This window comes from Pseudomonas sp. NFACC08-1, assembly GCF_900106735.1.
Taxonomy (GTDB): Bacteria; Pseudomonadota; Gammaproteobacteria; order Pseudomonadales; family Pseudomonadaceae; genus Aquipseudomonas; species Aquipseudomonas fluorescens_Q.
Genome location: NZ_FNNL01000009.1, coordinates 228280 through 247523, shown reverse-complemented (window position 1 = coordinate 247523; position 19244 = coordinate 228280). Strand labels below are relative to the sequence as shown.

Here is a 19244-nt window from a genome sequence, read left to right as displayed (position 1 = left end):
CGTCAGCTTGCCGGATTGCGTGCCATGACGATCCACGCCGCGCCGTCCATCATCACCGACCGCTCACCAGGGAGGCCCGCGAAGGCGGCACGAACCGCGGCCCATGCGCGGGCGCGAATGTCGTCGGGCTGATCAGCGAGCACAAGCGACAGCGGGCCGCCCTCGAACGCCATCTGCACCGCGTCCTCGATCGCCGCGTCCCGCGTCCCGCCCTCGCCGAACGGGATGGCAGCATCGAAGGGCGCGATAGCGATATCGGTGAAGCCGGCTGCCGTCAGGACGCGTGTCAGCCGCCCCCGGTCGCCGAACGAGAACGGGCCGGGCGCTTCGGGACCGGGCGGCGCGGGTAGCGGGACGATGTCCTTGATCGCGCCCATCGGCAGGCGCACCCAATCGTTCTCGGCCACGCCGCGCCAGCAGACGAAAGCGACCCGCCCGCCCGGCCGCAGCGCACGCCGCATATGGGCAAACGCCCCAGTCGGATCGTCGAAGAACATCACCCCGAAACGCGAGAACAGGAGGTCGAACGCGCCCTCAGGCAGCTCGGCGCTGCTGGCGTCGGCTACCCGGAACTGGGCCGGCGTATCCTGTGGCGCCAGTGCGCGCGCTCGGCCGATCAGCGGCTCGGATATGTCCACGCCCAGCACATGACCGCTCGCGCCGACGCGGGCGGCCAGAGCCCGACTCGACGCGCCCGCGCCGCAACCGACGTCCAGCACGCGTTCGCCCGTGGCGGGCGCGGCGGCTTCGATCGCGGCCTGGCCGAACACCGCAAACATGGCGTCGAGCCGGGCCTGGTTGGCGGCCCAGTACTCTCCGCTTTGGCCATTCCAGTCGGCGACTTGATGGGCATTTTGCTCTGTCATGACATCTCCTCGTCTTGAGTCGTTCTTCAGGCCACGCAAAAGCCGGGGACGGCTACCTTCTGGAACAGGTGCGGGCTGGCCACAACGGATGACGGATATGCAGGAAGTTTCGCGAGGAACGCGGGATCAGTGAAGGCGGCGCGGACCGCCTCGGTGGATTCCCACACCACATAGTTCAGGTAAGTCGGGCTATCGCCGATCGCTCGATGCAGTTGCATGGAAATGAAGCCCGGTTGCTTCGTTATGACTTCGGCAGCTGCCTTGAAAGCGTCCAGGAAGCCCGCTTCATCGGCGGGATCGACGACCGTGAAGAGGTTGATCAGCACGAGAGGCGCGGCCGCGATACCGAGTTGGCGGTCAAATGGAAATTTCTCGTCTAGAGGTTTGAATGGTTTTATGGCGGGCATGGTGGCGCTCCTGTCTATTGTGCAATTGAAACTGGGGAGATCGATGCTGCTTGCCCTCAAACCAGCATCGACTGCTGAGCGGAGATGCCCGCCGTCGCGCCCTGCCATGATGCCGTGGTGACCGAGGGCATTGCGGGGTTGGCGAGGTCGCCGGCGGCGTAGATGCCGGGCACGCTGGTTTCGCGGCGCTCGTCGACCTTGAGGACGATGCCCTGGGGCGTTTCGACCGTGGCGAGACCCAGCGATTCATGCAGGCGTGCGGACGGCTTGTTGCGCGGATGCGCGAACAGGATGTCGACCGCGACAGAGGGGCCGACGTCGAGCCTGACGGTGGCGTTATGGGTCTCGTCATGGTCGATTTCGGTGATCCGGCCATCGACGACAGGGATGCCGCGGCGCGCCAGATCGGCCCGCATGTCGGGTGAAATGTCGTGACCATTGGCGAAGACCGTCAACGTGTCAGTCCAATCGTGGTACAGCCTGACGTAGTTGTGCGACATTGGGCCGGACCAGACGAGGCCCCAGTGCCGGCCGGCAACTTCAAAGCCGTCGCAATAAGGGCAAGGCACGATGGAGGAGCCCCAGCCTTCGGCAAAGCCGGGAACTTCAGGCATCTGGTCGGCGACGCCATAGCTCAGGATCAGGCGGCGCGCCCTGAGGGTTTCGCCCTCGCCCGTGAGGACGGAGAAATCGTCGATGGCGCCGGAGACGCTCTCGGCCCGGGCATTGACCAGTTGGATCGTGGGATAACGTGCCAACTGCTGCCGCGCCTCGGCCAGGATCTCCAGCGGTGGCTTGTGGTCGTGGCCGAGCAGGCCATGGGAGTGGTCGGCGAAGCGATTGCGCGGCAGGCCGGTATCGAGAACGGTGACCTTGCGGCGGGCACGGCCGAGCTGCAGGGCGGCGGCGAGCCCGGCAAAGCTGCCGCCGATGATGATGACGTCATTCATGGTGATGGGCTCCGCGTATGGATGAAGGAAGATCGGCTTGCAACTTTAAGATACTTAGAAGTACCGTAATTCAAGAATTAGAATACTGTCAAGTACTGGAATTTTTTATGACCGAAAACAACCAGACCCGGCGCGGTCGTCCTGCCAACGAGGCGCTTGGCCAAACGATAATCGACGCCGCGGGCGAACTTTTTGCGGAGTTGGGTTTTCAAGCGACGACCATGGACAAGGTCGCCCAGCGGGCGAAGATCTCCAAGCTCAGCATCTATCGGCACTTCGAGAACAAGGAGGCGCTGTTCAGTGCGGCCATTGCGGCCCACTGCCATCAGTTTGCACCACAGGCCCTCATTGAAGGCGTCGGCGGTTCGGCGGCAGATCAGCTCATGGCGGTGGGAACATCCCTGCTGCGCACGTTGTTGAGCCCCGACGTGCGCAGTGTCGAAGCCATGATCGTGGCCGCCAATACCAATCAAAAGTCGCTAAGCAAGCTCCATTACGAAGCCGGCCCCGCCTATGTCATCGCCCAGATCGAGGCGCTGTTGGGTCAGTTGCACGCGAAGGCGGTTCTGAACGTGCCCGACCCCCTGGGATCCGCCCGCTTGTTTGCCGCACTGTTCAAAGGATCCGATCTCCTGATGATCGCGCGCTTCGATGAGGCCAGAGCAGAGGACGACAACGAAATCGAATCCTATTGCCGGGCGGCCGTCGCTATGTTCATCGCCGCGCACGGTGGCGACGACAAACCCCTTCTCTCTGGAAATGCCCGATGAACCCCACCGAAAGCCTCAAGGATTACAAGCGCGTGCGCACGCTGGCGATCCGTTCGTTGTTCGAGATCATCGAGCAGTCCAGCGAAGGCACGGTGATTGTCGACCGTGATGCGAACATCGTCTGGATGAACGAACGCTATGCCCGGCGTTTCGGCCTGAACTCGGCGCAGGAGGCGATTGGCCGGGCGTGCGAAAGCGTGATTCCCGGCAGCCTGTTGCGCGAGGTTGTGCGCACCGGGCGCCCGATCTTGCTGGACATGCAAGACACGCCCAAGGAGCCGTTGGTGGTGATGCGCCTGCCGATCCACGACAGCGCGGGTGCGGTGATCGGTGCCATCGGCTTTGCCTTGTTCGATGAGTTGCGCAGCCTGTCGCCGATGCTCAAGCGCTACCTGAGCATGCAGGAAGAACTGGCCTCCACCCGCTCGCTGCTGCGGGCGCGGCAGACCAAGTACAACTTTGCCCATTTCATTGGCACCAGCAACGCCGGCCTTGAGGTCAAGCGTCGTGCCCGGCGCAGCGCCAGCGCCGATTCGCCGGTGCTGCTGCTCGGCGAAACCGGCACCGGCAAGGAACTGCTGGCCCAGGCCATCCACAGTGCTTCGCCGCGGGCGCACAAGGCGTTCGTCAGCATCAACAGCGCGGCGATTCCTGAATCGCTGCTGGAAGCCGAATTCTTCGGCACCGCGCCAGGGGCGTTTACCGGGGCCGACCGCAAGGGCCGCGCCGGTAAACTGCAGATCGCCCAGGGCGGTACGCTGTTTCTCGACGAGATCGGCGACATGCCGCTGCCGCTGCAAAGCAAGCTGCTGCGGGTGCTTCAGGAAAAGGAATACGAACCGGTGGGTTCCAACGAGGTGCTGCAAAGCGACGTGCGGGTGATCGCCGCCACCTCCATGGACCTGGAGGCGGCGATCAAGCGCGGAGAGTTTCGCGCCGACCTGTATTACCGCCTCAACGTGCTGCCGATCCACGTTCCGCCCTTGCGTGAACGCCTGGATGATTTGCCGGCCCTGAGCGAAGCGATCCTGGAAGAGTTGCGCAGCCAGCACGAACTGAACCCCACCGCCCTCGCCCTGCTACGCCAACACGCCTGGCCGGGCAACATCCGCGAACTGCGCAACGTGCTGGAACGCGCCGCGTTGCTCAGCGACGACCTGATGCTCACGGCGGCGGACATCCGCGCGGCCATCGGCACGTTCATACCGGTAACCCGCCCGGCGAGTCCGAGCCTGGAGCCGTTGCCGCAAGAAACTTTCAGCCAGGCCCGGGCACGCTTCGACCGACAGTTGATCGAAACCACCCTCGCGCAATGCGGGGGCAAGGTGGTGGAAGCGGCCGAGCGGTTGGGGTTGGGGAGGTCGACGTTGTACAAGAAGATGGTGGCTCTGGGGATTGCAGAGTCTCAATAGAGAGACTTCATTCTCAAAATATAGACCTGTAGTTTTGGAGCGCTTTGCACTCATCGCGAGCAAGCTCGCTCCCACAGGGATAGGAGTTCCTCTGAAGTACGCGGTCAACTGTGGGAGCGAGCTTGCTCGCGATGAGGCCTGTACACTCCACAAAATTCTCAAAACAGAGACATACCTCTCATTCGCGCCCTACAATCTCAATTAATTTCCTTATATTTCAGTCAGTTACATACCTGGCACAAAACTCGCTAAAGCCCCTCCCACAGCTTCATCACAACAATAACAATCCAGGAGACACACCATGAGTGTGATCATTGCCTTGGCAGCCCTCGCGCTGCTGATGGTCGCCGCCTACCGTGGCTACAGCGTTATCCTCTTTGCCCCCATCGCCGCCCTCGGTGCCGTCCTGCTCACCGACCCGTCCGCCGTCGCCCCCGCATTCACCGGGGTGTTCATGGAGAAAATGGTCGGCTTCATCAAACTGTATTTCCCGGTGTTCCTGCTCGGCGCGGTGTTTGGCAAGCTGATCGAGCTGTCGGGCTTCTCCCGCTCCATCGTCGCCGCGGCGATTCGCCTGCTGGGTACGCGCCAGGCCATGTTGGTGATCGTGCTGGTCTGCGCCCTGCTGACCTATGGCGGCGTGTCGCTGTTCGTGGTGGTGTTCGCGGTGTACCCGTTCGCCGCCGAGATGTTCCGCCAGAGCAATATTCCCAAGCGCTTGATCCCGGCCACCATTGCCCTGGGCGCGTTCTCGTTCACCATGGACGCCCTGCCCGGCACGCCGCAGATCCAGAACATCATCCCCAGCACGTTCTTCAACACCACCGCCTGGGCCGCACCTTGGCTGGGTGTGATCGGTACGATCTTCGTGTTCAGCCTCGGCATGCTGTTCCTGCAGCGCCAGCGCAACAAGGCCCAGCGTGTGGGCGAAGGTTACGGCACCGAACTGCGCAACGAGCCGGAAACCGCCGAAGACATCAAGCTGCCGAACCCTTGGATCGCCGTTTCGCCACTGCTGGCGGTGGGCATCATGAACCTGCTGTTCACCCAGTGGATCCCACAGTGGTACGGCAAGACCCACAGCCTGGCGCTGCCGGGCATGGCGACGCCAGTGACCAGCGACATCGCCAAGCTCACCGCGATCTGGGCAGTGCAGGCGGCGTTGCTGGTGGGCATCATCATGGTCCTGATATTCGGTTTCCGGGCCATTCGCAGCAAGCTGGCCGAAGGCAGCAAGAGCGCCGTGGGCGGTGCATTGCTGGCGGCGATGAACACCGCTTCGGAATACGGTTTCGGCGCGGTCATCGCCTCCTTGCCGGGCTTCCTGGTACTGGCCGACTGGCTCAAGAGCATTCCCAACCCACTGGTCAACGAAGCGGTGACCGTCACGCTGCTGGCGGGCATCACCGGTTCCGCCTCGGGCGGCATGAGCATCGCTTTGGCGGCGATGTCGGAAAGCTTTATAAGCGCCGCCCACGCCGCCAACATTCCCCTGGAAGTGCTGCACCGGGTGGCCGCCATGGCCAGCGGCGGCATGGACACCCTGCCCCACAACGGCGCGGTGATTACCCTGCTGGCGGTGACCGGGCTGACCCACCGCGAAGCCTACAAAGACATTTTCTGCATTACGCTGATCAAGACCCTCGCGGTGTTCTTCGTGATCGGTGTGTTCTACGCCACTGGCATTGTGTGAGGTTCCTATGACATCCCCTCTTTCGGGCAAGACCGCCCTGGTCACCGGTTCTACCAGCGGCATCGGCCTGGGCATCGCCCTGAGCCTGGCCAAGGCCGGCGCCCACCTGATCCTCAACGGCTTTGGCGATGCCTCGGCGGTGATCGCCGAGGTGAAACAGTTCGGCGGCAAGGTCGGTCATCATCCGGCCGATGTCAGCGACCCGGCGCAGATCGCCGACATGCTCGCCTACGCCGAGCGCGAGTTCGGCGGCGTTGACATTCTGGTGAACAACGCCGGGATCCAGCACGTGGCCGCCGTGGAGGATTTCCCCGTGGAGCGCTGGGACTCGATCATCGCCATCAACCTGTCCTCGGTGTTCCACGCCACCCGCCTGAGCCTGCCGGGCATGCGGGCCAAGGGCTGGGGGCGGATCATCAACGTCGCCTCGGTGCATGGCCAGGTCGGCTCGGTGGGCAAGGCGGCGTATGTCGCGGCCAAGCATGGGGTGATTGGCCTGACCAAGGTGGTTGGCCTGGAAACCGCCACCAGCAACGTGACCTGCAACGCCATTTGCCCGGGCTGGGTGCTGACGCCACTGGTGCAAAAGCAAATCGATGATCGCATTGCCGCCGGCGTCGATCCGCAACAGGCCCAGCATGACCTGTTGGCCGAGAAACAGCCGTCCCTGGAATTCGTCACCCCGCCGCAACTGGGGGAACTGGTGCTTTTCCTATGCAGCGAAGCCGGCAGCCAGGTGCGCGGCGCGGCGTGGAATATTGATGGTGGGTGGTTGGCTCAATAACCCCACTATCCTCTGGCAAACGCGGTTTTGTGGCGAGGGAGCTTGCTCCCGCTGGACTGCGCAGCAGGCCCATTAGGCGGCCGCTACGCAACCGAGCGGGAGCAAGCTCCCTCGCCACAGAAGCGGTTCTCGCCATAAATAACGCCTTGTGCTGCAATGTTTATAAGCCCGAAAAAACAAGAGGCACCCCATGTCCGACATCCTCTGGCAACCCAGCCCCGAACGCATCGCCCAGTCGCGCATGAACGCCTTTCGCCAGTTCGTCAACGCGCGACATCACCTGCAACTGCACGACTACCCCGCCCTGCACGCCTGGAGCATCGACCAGCGCGAAGCCTTCTGGCAGGCCATTGTCGATTTTTTCGAGATCCACTTTCACCAAGCTCCCGACGCGGTACTGGTGGAGGGTGCGCAAATGCCCAGCGCCCAGTGGTTCCCTGGCGCCACCCTGAACTTCGCCGAGCACCTGCTGCGCCGCCGCGATGACGCCGTCGCGGTGGTGGCGCTCGACGAAAACGGCAGCCAGGAACAACTGACCTGGGCCGAACTCGCCGCCCATGTCGCTGGCCTGCAAACAAGCTTGAAAGCTGCCGGCGTCACCCAGGGAGATCGAGTCGCCGCGTGCATGCCCAACACCTGGCAAACCCTGGTCGGCATGCTCGCCACCACCAGCCTGGGGGCCATCTGGTCGTGCTCGTCACCGGACTTCGGCACCCAAGGGGTCATCGACCGCTTCGGCCAGATCGAACCCAAGGTGCTGATCACCTGCGCCGGTTATCGCTACGCGGGCAAGGTCATCGACCAGCGAACCAAGGTCAACGAAATCCTTGAACGTTTGCCGTCATTGCAGCAATTGATCGTACTGCCTTATGCCCAGCCTGACGCCTGCGTCGAGGACTTCAAGACCCCGGCCGCTGTCGCGTTGTGGAACGACTTTTATCAGAGCGGTGGCGAACCGGCGTTCGTCAGCGTGCCCTTCGACCACCCGCTGTACATCCTGTATTCCAGCGGCACGACCGGCGTGCCGAAATGCATCGTCCATGGCACCGGGGGCGTGCTGCTGCAACACGTCAAGGAACATGGCCTGCACGTCGACCTCGGGCCCGAGGATCGGCTGTTCTACTACACCACCTGCGGTTGGATGATGTGGAACTGGCTGGTGTCGGCCCTCGCCGTGGGCAGCACGGTGGTGCTCTACGATGGTTCGCCGTTCCACCCCGGTCCCGAGCGCTTGCTGGACCTGATCGACCAGCAGCGCATCAGCGTATTCGGCACCAGCCCCAAGTTCCTCGCCGCCCTGGAAAGCGAGGGCCTCAAGCCCCGCCAGACGCACCGTTTGGACAGCCTGAAAACCCTGCTCTCCACCGGTTCGGCACTGGCGCCCCATAGCTACGATTATGTGTACCGCGACATCAAGGCCGATGTCTGCCTGGCCTCGATGTCCGGCGGCACCGACATCGTGTCCTGCTTCGTCAACGGCAACCCGCTGTCACCGGTACGCCGGGGCGAAATGCAGGGCAAGAGCCTGGGCATGGCCGTGCAGGTCTGGAACGAGGCCGGCAATCCGGTCATCGGTGAAAAAGGTGAGTTGGTGTGCACCCGGCATTTCCCGGCGATGCCCATTGGTTTGTGGAACGACCCTCGGCAGGAAAAGCTTCGCGCCTCCTACTTCGCCCAGTTTCCCGGCGTGTGGGCCCAAGGCGACTACGCCGAAGAACTGCCCCACGGCGGTTTCCTGATCCATGGCCGCTCCGATGCCGTGCTCAACCCAGGCGGCGTGCGCATCGGCACGGCAGAAATTTATCGGCAGGTGGAAAAAGTCGAGCAAGTGCTGGACTGCGTCGCCATCGGCCAGCGATGGCAGGGCGATGTCCGGGTGGTGCTGTTCGTGCGCCTGCGCGATGGCGTGACGCTGGATGAAGCCTTGGCGCAACAGATCCGCCAGGTCATCCGGGCCAACACCACACCGCGTCATGTGCCGGCGAAGATCCTCGCGGTCAGTGATATTCCACGAACCATCAGCGGCAAGGTGGTGGAGTTGGCGGTGCGCAACGTGGTGCATGGCGAGGCGGTGAAGAACACCGATGCCCTGGCCAACCCCGAGGCGTTGGAGCAGTTTCGGGATCGACCGGAGCTTGCCGACTGAGCGCAACAGGCAGTTTTGTGGCGAGGGGATTCATCCCCGCTGGGGCGCGAAGCGGCCCCTGAATCTTACACCCCGGCATGTCAGACTGATTGAGCCGACTGTATCGGGACGGCTTCGCAGTCCAGCGGGGATAAATCCCCTCGCCACAGGGGCGGTCCCCGACACGATCAATCCATAAGCCCCCACTCACCCGCCGCCGGATCGGCCGGTGGCACCGCGCCCGACTCGGTATGCAACTTCAACCGCAACCGCAGGTTGTTCGCCGAGTCGGCATTTTTCAGCGCTTCTTCCTCATCAATGGCACCTTCGACCACCAGGTTGAACAAGGCCTGGTCAAAGGTTTGCATTCCCAGTTCCTCTGACTTTTCCATGATGCCCTTGAGCTCGCCAAGCTCGTTGCGCCGGATCAGGTCGGCCACCGTCGGCGAACCCAGCATGACCTCCACCGCCGCCCGCCGCTGGCCGGTGCGGGTACGCACCAGGCGCTGGGAGACAAACGCCTTGAGGTTGTTGCCCAGGTCATTGAGCAATTGCGGCCGGCGTTCTTCCGGAAAGAAATTGATCACCCGGTCCAGGGCCTGGTTGGCGTTATGGGCATGCAAGGTGGAAATCACCAGGTGCCCGGTGTCGGCGAAGGCCAAGGCATGCTCCATGGTTTCCCGGTCACGGATTTCGCCGATCAGCACCACGTCCGGCGCCTGGCGCAGCGTGTTTTTCAGGGCCGCATGAAAACTGCGGGTGTCGACACCGACTTCCCGTTGATTGATGATGGATTTCTTGTGCCGATGGATATACTCCACCGGGTCCTCGATGGTGATGATGTGGCCGCTGCTGTTGCGATTGCGGTAATCGATCAGCGCCGCCAGGGAGGTCGACTTGCCCGAGCCTGTCGCACCGACGAACAGCATCAACCCCTGTTTCTGCATGATGGTGTCTAAAAGCACTCGAGGCAGTTTCAGGTCTTCGAAGCGCGGGATATCCAGCTTGACGTTGCGAATCACCATGGACACGTCATTGCGCTGCTTGAAGATATTGACCCGGAACCGCCCGACGCCGGCCAGGGAGATCGCCAGATTCATTTCCAACTCCCGATCGAACTCAAGGCGCTGTTCGGCGTCCATCAGAGACCCGGCGAGCCTGGCAATGTCGCCGACCTTGAACGCCTCGTTACCCAAGGGTTTGAGCACCCCCTCGAAACGCGCGCACGGCGGCGCCCCCGTGGACATGTAAAGGTCGGAACCATTCTGGCTCGCCAGGATTCGCAACAACGGATCGATTTCCATGGACTGAAACTTCCGCGAGACACCAATGAAACAAGCTGAGCCGAACATGAACCTCTTCAGACCCACCTGCACTTACGTTCCTCAAAGGATAGTAGACGCCGTGGTACAGACACGACAGCCAGGGGTCGCCTGATGCACGCGACACCCGCCGGCAGCGATATACAGCGCCTGATCAGCCAGGTGGACTGGACCCTGACCCCGCTGGGCGCTGCCCAGAACTGGCCCCAGAGCCTGCGCACCGCCGTGGACATCATGCTCCATTCGCCCATGGCGATGGCCTTGCTGTGGGGACCGCAGCTGTCCCATCTCTACAACGACGCCTTCGGCCGACTGGCCGGTGACAAGCACCCCCGGGCATTCGGCCAACCGACCCATACAGCATGGCCCGAACTCAAGAGCTCGACCGAAGGGATTTATCACCGGGTGTTGCAAGGCCAGACACACTCCTGCCGCGACCAGCAATGGCGCGTACCCTTCGCCGGCCGTCTCTGTGATGTCTGGCTGGACCTGACCTACAGCCCGGTGCGTGACGAAAGCAACAGCGTCGCCGGCATCCTGGTCACCGCCATCGAGACCAGCGAACGCCGCCGCCTGGCCATGGAGTTCGAACGCCGCTCCGAGGCCAGCCTCAAGGCCCAGCACGAAAGCGAAGAACGCCTGCAATTGGCCCTGGCCGCCGCCGATGCGCTGGGCACCTGGGATTGGGACATCAGCGAAGACCGCTTTATTGCCGATGCACACTTCGCCCTGTTGCATGGCGTCGACCCCAGCCTGTCACGCCAGTTGCCTATCAGTGCCTACCTCGAAGGCGTGCACCCCGAGGACCGGGCGATGGTTGCCCGCAGCATCAAGCACTGCATCACCCATGGCACCGAATACGCCGAGGAGTACCGACTGCTGCAGCCCGACGATGAGTTGCGCTGGGTGTACGTGCGTGGGCGTTGCTACAAGGATCGCCACGGCCGACCCAAGCGTTTTCTTGGCGCGGCGCTGGACCTGACCGAACGCAAGCGCACCGAACAAGCCCTGCGCCAGAGCCAGACCGAGCTGCAGCTGATCATCAACGCCATGCCGATCCTCATCAGTTACGTGGACCGCGAAGAGCGTTTCCGTCTGAACAATAGCGCTTACCTGGACTGGTACGGCCTGACCCCGCAGGAGCTCTACGGCAAGACCATCCGTGAAGTGCTCGGCGAAGAGGCCTATGCCGCCCGCGCCCAGCAGATCGCCGATGCCCTGGCCGGCAAGCCGTGCAGCTTCACCGTGCAGATGGACCATCGCGACGGGCGCCCGCGCCATTCGCTGATCAACTACCTGCCTCGCCATGGCGCGGACGGTGCGGTGAACGGTTTCTACATCTTCGTGATCGACGAAACCGAGAGCCGAAAAACCGAGGAGGCCCTGCGCAACCTCAACGAAACACTGGAAGAACGCGTCATCGCCCGTACCCAGCAACTGGCCGAAGCCAATCACCGTCTGCAAAGCGAGATGTTCGAACGCGAGCGCGCCGAAGAAGCCTTGCGCCATGCGCAGAAAATGGAAGCCGTCGGCCAGCTCACGGGCGGCATTGCCCATGACTTCAACAACATGCTCACCGGCATCCTCGGCAGCCTCGACCTGATGCAACGCTACATCGCCGCCGGCCGCGCCGCCGAGATCGGGCGCTTCACCGAAGCGGCGGTTTCCTCGGCCAACCGCGCGGCGGCCCTGACCCATCGGCTGCTGGCTTTTTCCCGGCGCCAGTCCCTGGACCGCAAACCGCTGGACGCCAATGACCTGGTGCATTCGCTCGAAGACCTGCTGAGCCGTACCACCGGCGATCACATCGTGCTGCGGCTGCAACTGGCCAGCGAGCTGTGGCCGGTCAACACCGACGCCAGCCAGTTGGAAAACGCCCTGCTCAACCTGGTGATCAACGCCCGCGATGCCATGCCCGAGGGCGGCGAATTGATCATCGAAACCGCTAATGTCTATCTCGACGGTACGGACATCAACACCCTGGAGCCGGTCAAGGCCGGGGATTACGTGATGATCGCCGTCAGTGACAACGGCAGCGGCATGACCCCCGCCGTGCTGGCCAAGGCTTTCGATCCGTTCTTCACCACCAAGCCTATCGGCCAAGGCACCGGCCTGGGCTTGTCGATGATCTACGGCTTTGCCCAGCAGTCGGGTGGGCACCTCAACCTGGACAGTGTGCCGGGCCAAGGCACGCGGGTGCAGTTGTACCTGCCGCGCTTGCACGCTTCGTCGACCCAACCACCCGAGACGCCAGAGACGGTCGTCGTACCGCCGGCCATCGCCGGGGAGACCGTGTTGCTGGTGGAGGATGAACCCGCCGTGCGCATGCTGGTGCTCGACCTGTTGCAAGCCTTGGGCTACACCGCTCTGGAAGCACGGGACGCCATGACGGCCCTGCCCATGCTGGAATCGGACCAGCGCATCGACCTGCTGGTGACCGACGTCGGGCTGCCGGGCATGAATGGCCGGCAACTGGCGGAAATCGCCCGCCAGCACCGCCCGGGGCTGAAAGTGCTGTTCATGACCGGTTACGCGCAGAAAGCCGCCGAACGCCAGGGGTTCCTCGAACAAGGCATGGACATGGTCGCCAAGCCGTTCACCCTGGATCTGCTGGCCAACAAGATCCGGACGATGATCAACCATGGCAACTGACTTGAGGCATAATCGCCGCCCCGTCGCACCGTTCAGGTCACCGCAGCAATGAAAGCCCAAGCCCGCCATATCCTGGTGAAAACCGCCGAAGAAGCCGAACAGCTCAAGCAACGCATCGCCAAGGGCGAAGCCTTCGATGTGCTGGCCAAGAAATACTCCACCTGCCCTTCGGGCAAACGCGGCGGCGATTTGGGTGAGGTAAGGCCGGGGCAGATGGTCGGCGTGATCGATGCGGTGATTTTCAAGAAACCGCTGCGGGTGGTGCACGGGCCGATCAAGAGCAAGTTCGGGTATCACCTGGTGCAGGTGTTCTACCGGGATTGAAATGATGGTGTGTTGCCAACACCGTCCCTGTGGTGAGGGAGCTTGCTCCCGCTCGGCTGCGCAGTAGCCGCCAATCGCTTATTGGGCCTGCTTCGCAGGCCAGCGGGAGCAAGCTCCCTCGCCACAGGGAAAGCCAACCTTTGTGCCGTCAGTCCTTGGGCATCAACGCCCCCGGTACCTGGATCACCCGGCTCGCCAACAGGTGCCCTGCCTCGGCCGCCTCCGCCGGGCTGCCGCCCAGCAAACGACTCGCCAGGTACGCAGCACTGAAGGAGTCTCCCGCCGCCGTGGTGTCCACAACGCGCTCGACCCGCAAGGCAGGGACTTCATAGGACTGGCCGTCGCAACGAATCAGGCAGGCCTCGGCACCGCGCTTGAGTACCACCTCGGGGGTGCCAAGCTGCGCATAGGCGGCGAACACCGCTTCGCTGTCGGCATGACCGAACAATGCCTGCTCGTCCTCTACGGTCAGCAGCGCCAGTTCCACATAGGGCAAGACGCTGCGATACGCCACCCGCGCCGCTTCGATCGAGGCCCAGAGCCGGGGCCGGAAGTTATTGTCGAACACCACCAGCGCCCCGCGCCGACGTGCTTCGACCAGGGTTTCGATGAGTTTGCCACGCCCCTGCTCGCCGAGCACCGCCAGGGTGACGCCGCTGAAGTACAGCACCTCGTAATCCGGCAATGCGGCCAGGATCGGTGCGGCGGCCGGGGTGGTAAAACAATCGCGCACCGCCGCCTCGTTGCGCCAGTACAGGAATCGCCGCTCCCCCGCCGCGTCAGTCTGGATGCAATACAAACCCGGCAGGCGTCCAGCCAAGCGCTGGACCCGTTGCAGCCCGATGTTCTCGGCGGCCCAGTTTTCACACATGGCATCGCTGAAACTGTCATCGCCCAGGGCCGTGACGTAATCCACCGTGCCCCTGTCGCCCAAGGCGCGGGCCAGGTACACCGCGGTGTTCAGGGTATCGCCGCCGAAGCTTTGCAGCAGGCTGCCATCGGCGCGTTGTTGCAGTTCGATCATGCATTCGCCGATCAGGGCGATACGGGGTTTGGGGTTGCTCATGGATGATCCTGATAATTCAGCGGTGTCTGGCAGGCCGCTATCGCGAGCAAGCACACCCCCACAGGGAGATCACAGATTCTGTATTCACAATAATCCAGTGTGGGAGCGGGCTTGCTCGCGATAGCCGCGACTCGATCTCAAGCCTTAGAAACAAGTCTCCATGCTCTCGACCACCCGCAATTGCTCATCCACCAGGCATCCCACCCGCCACTTGTCGAACGTCAGGCACGGGTGTGAAGTACCAAACGAAATGATGTCGCCCACACGCAGCTCAACCCCTGCCGCCACATTCATGAACGCATGCTGGTCCATCACCGCCGTCACCTTGCAGCCACTCACATCGTCACCCGCCACCGTGTCCGATCCGGGCCGGTAGCGCTTGAGCGGCACCGGTAATCCGGCGTCGTAGGCCACGTCGCGCTTGCCCAGGGCGATCACCGCGAAGCCCGGCTCCGGCAGCGATTGCACATGGGCCCAGACTTCCAGCGCCGGGCGCAGGCCTTCGTGCAAATCGCTGCGCCGCTCCAGCACGCAGCACTGGGCTTCTTTGTAGATACCGTGGTCATGGGCCACGTAGCTGCCGGGACGCAGCACGCTGAGGAAACGCCCATGGGCATTCTGGGCTTCGAAGGATTCGGCGATCAGGTCGTACCAGGCCGACCCTGAAGCGGTGATGATCGGTTTGTCGATGGCGAACGCGCCGTTGTCCTGCAACTGCACCGCCAACCGCACCAGGGACGCTGCGAACGCACGAATGCCACTGATGGCGTGGTCACCGTGGATCACCCCTTCGTAGCCTTCGATACCGGTCAACGCCAGCGCCGGTTGACTGCGAATCGCCTCGGCCAGGGCCAACACCTCGGCTTCGGTCCGGCAGCCACAACGACCGCCGACCACGCCGTACTCGATCATCACATTGAGCCGTACGCCGCGAGAGGCGAAGTAGGCGCCCAGGTCCGCGACATTATCCGGATGATCGACCAGACAATGGAATTCGAACGCCGGGTCGGCGAGCAAATCGGCAATCAGCGCCATGTTTGGCGTGCCCACCAATTGGTTGGCCATCAACACTCGGCGCACACCATGGGCATAAGCGGCACGGGTCTGCACGGCGCTGGCGAGGGTCAGGCCCCAGGCACCGGCATCGAGCTGGCGTCGAAACAGCGCCGGGGTCATGCTGGTCTTGCCGTGGGGGGCCAGTTCGGCGCCGCTGTCGGTGACGAACGCTTGCATCCAGCGAATGTTGTGCTCCAGCGCCGCGCGGTGCAACACCAGTGCCGGCAGGCTGACGTCCTTGAGCAGATGAGCGCCGAGGGTGGCCGCACCCTTCTCTACGCCAGCATTGGGAATGACAGAAGACATGTTGGTACTCCTCGCACGCGACCGCTCGCAGCCGCGGTTATCTATTCATTGATGCGCCGGGCCAGGTTGTTGGCGCTTTCGATCAGCACCCGGCGGTAGTCGGCGTAATTGTTCTTGGCGTCGGCCCGTGGGGCGACGATGCACAGGGTGGCGATGGCCACGCCGTCGGGGTTTTTGACCGGTGCGGCAAAGCAGTGGGTGAAGGTGTCGGCGACACTGTCGAAGGAGAAAAAACCATCGATGCCGGCCTGGCGGATTTCCTTGAGGAATTGCTCCAGGGGCAGGCGATCGCCGTCCGGCAAAATGAAGTCGTCAGGGTCGATCAGGTCGACGATCTGCTGGTCACTCAAATGCGCCAGCAGCAGACGCCCGGACGCCGTCCACGGGATTGGCGCATTTTCCCCGATGTCCGATGAAATGCGAAAATGCCGCTCGCCTTCCTTCATCAGCGCGACGGTGTATTTGCGCCCGTTGAGCAGGCACATCTGCGCCGTTTCCCGGGTCTGGCGCACGATCTCCTGCAAGGCCTGGTCAGCCTCGCGGCTCAGGTCGAAATGCCGCAGGTGTGCCTGCCCGAGAAAATACAGCTGGCGGCCCAGGTAGACGTGACCGTCCTTGCCCACCGGCTCGAGGATGCGCCGCTCCAGCAGCGACGCCACCAGTTCATAGACCGTGGACTTGGGGCTGCCGATGCCGCTGGCAATATCGTTCGGGCGCAGCGGCTGGCCGATTTCCTTGAGGAAGTCGAGGATATCGAACGCCCTATCCAATCCTCGGGCCCGGCGTTTGATGGTGTCTTCGGTCATGTCTTCGGTTCCTGAAGTTTCACTCATAGTCGCATGTATCTTTATTGTGGCGAGGGAGCTTGCTCCCGCTGGCCTGCGCAGCAGGCCCAATTTCTTGCGACTGCTGCGCAGCCGAGCGGGAGCAAGCTCCCTCGCCACAAAAGCGAATTCGCCAGAATATCCTGTTCACCCTTTTTTCTTGTAGGCCACACAATCGATCTCGACCTTGCAATCGACCATCATGCTCGCCTGCACACAGGCCCGGGCCGGGGCGTGTTCCGGGCTGAAGTACTCGCTGAATACTTTGTTGAAACTCCAGAAATCCCGCGGGTCATCCAACCACACGCCGCAGCGCACCACGTCCTTGAGGTCGTAACCGGCCTCTTGGAGAATCGCGATCAGGTTCTTCATGGTCTGGTGGGTCTGCTCGACGATCCCGCCGACAATGATCTCGCCGTTCACCGCCGGCACCTGGCCGGACACGTGCAGCCAGCCATCGGCTTCCACGGCGCGGGCGAATGGCCGTGGCTGACCGCCGCCTGCGGAGCTGCCGGTGCCGTAGCGCGTAATGCTCATGGGTGTTTCTCCTTACTGAATAAAATTAAAAACGGGTGTTCTTGAGGAATTCCGCCAGGCGTGGCGACTGTGGCCGTTCGAACAATTCCTTCGGTGGCCCTTGCTCTTCGATGCGGCCCTGATTCATGAACACGATCTTGTCGGAGACCTCGAAGGCAAAGCGCATTTCGTGGGTCACCAGCAGCATGGTCATGCCGTCTTCGGCCAGGCCCTTGATCACGTTCAGCACCTCGCCGACCAGCTCCGGGTCCAGGGCCGAAGTCACTTCGTCGAACAGCATCAGGCTGGGGTTCATCGCAATCGCCCGGGCAATCGCCACGCGCTGCTGCTGACCGCCAGACAACTGGCCGGGAAAGTGATCGCGCCGCTCCAACAAGCCCACCCGCTCCAGCCATTTCTCGGCCAGGGCCACCGCTTCATCCTTGGGCAGTTTTTTCACCTTGAGCAGGCCCAGGGTGACGTTCTGCAACGCGGTCAAATGCGGGAACAGGTTGAATTGCTGGAAGGCCATGCCGGTCATCGCACGGTGCCGGGCGATGACTTTTTCGGCGTGGCGCACACGCTTGCCGTCGATGTCGTCGTAACCGATGGACTCGCCGTCGAGCATGATCTGCCCGCCCTGGAATTCCTCGAGCATGTTCACGCAGCGCAGCAGCGTGGTCTTGCCCGAACCGCTGGAGCCGATCAGCGTGACCACGTTGCCGCGCTGCATGCTCAGGTCCACGCCCTTGAGCACTTCCAGCGGGCCGTATTGTTTGCGCAGGCCGCGAATGTCCAACAGCGGTTGGGTGTTGGAAGGAGTCGAAATATCAGTCATGGCAAGGCCACCCGCTTTTCAATGTGCCGCCCGAGCAATTCGATGGCGTAATTGATGATGAAAAAGAGAAACCCGGCGAACAGGTAAAACTCCAGGGTCATGAAGGTCCGGGCGATGATCTGCTGGGTGCTGAGCAGCAGTTCGGCGACGCCGATCACCGACAACAGGGTCGAGGCCTTGACGATCTCGGTGGAGGAATTGACCCAGGTCGGCAAGATTTGCCGCAAGGCCTGGGGCAACAGCACATAGCCCAGCGACTGGTAAAACGTCAGGCCGATGGCCTGGCTCGCCTCCATCTGCCCACGGGGCAATGCCTGCAAGGCCCCGCGCACGATCTCGGCCACGTGGGAGCCGCAGAACAGCGTCAAGCCCAGCACGCCGGCCTGGAACGCGCCGATCTGCCAACCCAGGGCCGGGGCCATGTAGAAGCAGGCCAGCACCAGCACGAACACCGGCGTGCCGCGGATCAGGTCGACATAGAAACGAAACGGCGCGCGCATCCAGGTCCGGCCATAAGTCAGCACTAGCCCGGCCACCAGACCGATCAGCGTGCCCAACACAATCGCCAACAGCGAACACTGCACACTGGTCAGGAAGCCGGCCCACAGAGTGTCTCGGGCGACCCATAACTCATGCAACCAACTGGGTGATTCGTACATGGGACACTCCTAACGGCGGATCGCCAGGCGCTGCTCGAAATACCGCAGCACCATGGCAATGAGGTAACAGGCCGCGACATACAGGGCCGTGGTCACCAGCCAGGTTTCGATTACCCGGTAGCTCTCCACGTTGATCTTGCGGGCGTAATAGGTCAGCTCCGGCACGGCAATCGCCGCCGCCAGGGAGGTGTCCTTGAACAGCGAAATGAAGTTGTTCGACAAGGCCGGCAACACGTTGCGCAGCATCACCGGCACGGTGACGTAGGCTTTCACCTGCCACTCGCCAAGGCCGATGGCCAGCCCCGCTTCACGCTGTCCCTTGTGAATGCTCAACAGTCCGCCGCGAAACACTTCGGTCAGGTAGGCCCCGGCGTACAGCGAGAGGGTGATGACGAACGACGGCAGCTTGTCCAGGCGGATGCCCAGGCTCGGCAAGGCAAAGTAGATCAGCAGGATCAACACCAGGATCGGTGTATTGCGGATCACCGTGACATACACCGACGCCAACACCCGCAGGACCCGATGCTTGCTCAGCAGCGCAAACGCCATCGCCAGGCCAATCACGCAACCGATGGCGATCGACACCAGCGCCAGGGAAAGCCCCAGGCCAAGCCCCGCCAGCAGCGTGTCGAAATCGCGCCAGACGGCGGCAAAGTTCAACTGATAATTCATGG

At 62.8% G+C, this 19244-nt stretch carries 18 protein-coding genes; 7 read left to right on the top strand and 11 right to left on the bottom strand.

The window, feature by feature from the left end; all coding sequences use genetic code 11:
* Positions 1 to 2 precede the first annotated feature (2 nt).
* From BLU76_RS19975 to BLU76_RS19965, 3 genes are read right to left on the bottom strand one after another with little or no spacing between them, the layout of a single operon-like run.
* Positions 3 to 866 carry a class I SAM-dependent methyltransferase gene (locus tag BLU76_RS19975; RefSeq protein ID WP_092224019.1) on the bottom strand — a complete coding sequence of 288 codons (864 nt, stop codon included), beginning with the start codon at positions 864 to 866 and terminating at the stop codon, positions 3 to 5.
* A gap of 26 nt (positions 867 to 892) precedes the next feature.
* A complete protein-coding gene (locus BLU76_RS19970; protein ID WP_092170273.1) occupies positions 893 to 1273 on the bottom strand; it encodes an antibiotic biosynthesis monooxygenase family protein in 381 nt (126 codons plus the stop codon).
* A 56-nt stretch (positions 1274 to 1329) separates the two neighbouring features.
* Positions 1330 to 2223 (bottom strand): NAD(P)/FAD-dependent oxidoreductase, encoded by an 894-nt coding sequence (locus BLU76_RS19965; protein WP_092224017.1) that lies wholly within the window; start codon positions 2221 to 2223, stop codon positions 1330 to 1332.
* A gap of 107 nt (positions 2224 to 2330) precedes the next feature.
* On the opposite strand from BLU76_RS19965, the gene BLU76_RS19960 reads away from it, so the two are divergent.
* From BLU76_RS19960 to BLU76_RS19940, 5 genes are all read left to right on the top strand, one after another.
* Positions 2331 to 2993 (top strand): TetR/AcrR family transcriptional regulator, encoded by a 663-nt coding sequence (locus tag BLU76_RS19960; protein ID WP_092224015.1) that lies wholly within the window; start codon positions 2331 to 2333, stop codon positions 2991 to 2993.
* Complete coding sequence (locus BLU76_RS19955; protein ID WP_092224013.1) at positions 2990 to 4405, top strand: sigma-54 interaction domain-containing protein; 1416 nt, start codon at positions 2990 to 2992, stop codon at positions 4403 to 4405. The genes BLU76_RS19960 and BLU76_RS19955 overlap by 4 nt, the downstream gene beginning before the upstream one ends.
* 301 nt (positions 4406 to 4706) lie before the next feature.
* Positions 4707 to 6098 carry a GntP family permease gene (locus tag BLU76_RS19950; protein WP_092224011.1) on the top strand — a complete coding sequence of 464 codons (1392 nt, stop codon included), beginning with the start codon at positions 4707 to 4709 and terminating at the stop codon, positions 6096 to 6098.
* 7 nt (positions 6099 to 6105) lie between these two features.
* Entirely contained in the window at positions 6106 to 6882 is a 777-nt protein-coding gene (locus BLU76_RS19945; protein ID WP_092145637.1) for a 3-hydroxybutyrate dehydrogenase, read from the top strand.
* Between the two features lie 190 nt (positions 6883 to 7072).
* The gene (locus tag BLU76_RS19940) at positions 7073 to 9028 is read left to right on the top strand and encodes an acetoacetate--CoA ligase (RefSeq protein ID WP_092224009.1); all 1956 of its coding nucleotides are present in this window, start codon (positions 7073 to 7075) and stop codon (positions 9026 to 9028) included.
* A 167-nt stretch (positions 9029 to 9195) separates the two neighbouring features.
* Here the strand turns inward: BLU76_RS19940 and BLU76_RS19935 are convergent, their stop codons facing one another.
* Complete coding sequence (locus BLU76_RS19935) at positions 9196 to 10311, bottom strand: PilT/PilU family type 4a pilus ATPase (protein WP_092224007.1); 1116 nt, start codon at positions 10309 to 10311, stop codon at positions 9196 to 9198.
* A gap of 132 nt (positions 10312 to 10443) precedes the next feature.
* Here BLU76_RS19935 and BLU76_RS19930 point away from each other — a divergent pair, with 132 nt between their 5' ends.
* Positions 10444 to 12981, top strand: a complete 2538-nt coding sequence (locus BLU76_RS19930; protein WP_092224005.1) for a hybrid sensor histidine kinase/response regulator — start codon at positions 10444 to 10446, stop codon at positions 12979 to 12981.
* Between the two features lie 48 nt (positions 12982 to 13029).
* Positions 13030 to 13305 carry a peptidylprolyl isomerase gene (locus tag BLU76_RS19925; protein WP_003182808.1) on the top strand — a complete coding sequence of 92 codons (276 nt, stop codon included), beginning with the start codon at positions 13030 to 13032 and terminating at the stop codon, positions 13303 to 13305.
* Between the two features lie 148 nt (positions 13306 to 13453).
* Here the strand turns inward: BLU76_RS19925 and BLU76_RS19920 are convergent, their stop codons facing one another.
* From BLU76_RS19920 to BLU76_RS19890, 7 genes are all read right to left on the bottom strand, one after another.
* Positions 13454 to 14371, bottom strand: a complete 918-nt coding sequence (locus tag BLU76_RS19920) for a sugar kinase (protein WP_092224003.1) — start codon at positions 14369 to 14371, stop codon at positions 13454 to 13456.
* A gap of 144 nt (positions 14372 to 14515) precedes the next feature.
* Positions 14516 to 15733: an amino acid deaminase gene (locus BLU76_RS19915; protein ID WP_092224001.1), complete on the bottom strand. Its 1218-nt coding sequence runs from the start codon at positions 15731 to 15733 to the stop codon at positions 14516 to 14518.
* Positions 15734 to 15774: 41 nt separating this feature from the next.
* Positions 15775 to 16539 carry an IclR family transcriptional regulator gene (locus BLU76_RS19910; RefSeq protein WP_063321989.1) on the bottom strand — a complete coding sequence of 255 codons (765 nt, stop codon included), beginning with the start codon at positions 16537 to 16539 and terminating at the stop codon, positions 15775 to 15777.
* A 165-nt stretch (positions 16540 to 16704) separates the two neighbouring features.
* On the bottom strand, positions 16705 to 17094 hold the full coding sequence (locus BLU76_RS19905) for a RidA family protein (RefSeq protein ID WP_092145622.1): 390 nt from the start codon (positions 17092 to 17094) through the stop codon (positions 16705 to 16707).
* 25 nt (positions 17095 to 17119) lie between these two features.
* Complete coding sequence (locus BLU76_RS19900; RefSeq protein ID WP_092145620.1) at positions 17120 to 17911, bottom strand: amino acid ABC transporter ATP-binding protein; 792 nt, start codon at positions 17909 to 17911, stop codon at positions 17120 to 17122.
* On the bottom strand, positions 17908 to 18570 hold the full coding sequence (locus tag BLU76_RS19895) for an amino acid ABC transporter permease (RefSeq protein ID WP_028236639.1): 663 nt from the start codon (positions 18568 to 18570) through the stop codon (positions 17908 to 17910). The genes BLU76_RS19900 and BLU76_RS19895 overlap by 4 nt, the downstream gene beginning before the upstream one ends.
* 9 nt (positions 18571 to 18579) lie before the next feature.
* On the bottom strand, positions 18580 to 19242 hold the full coding sequence (locus BLU76_RS19890) for an amino acid ABC transporter permease (protein WP_018608019.1): 663 nt from the start codon (positions 19240 to 19242) through the stop codon (positions 18580 to 18582).
* Positions 19243 to 19244 lie beyond the last annotated feature (2 nt).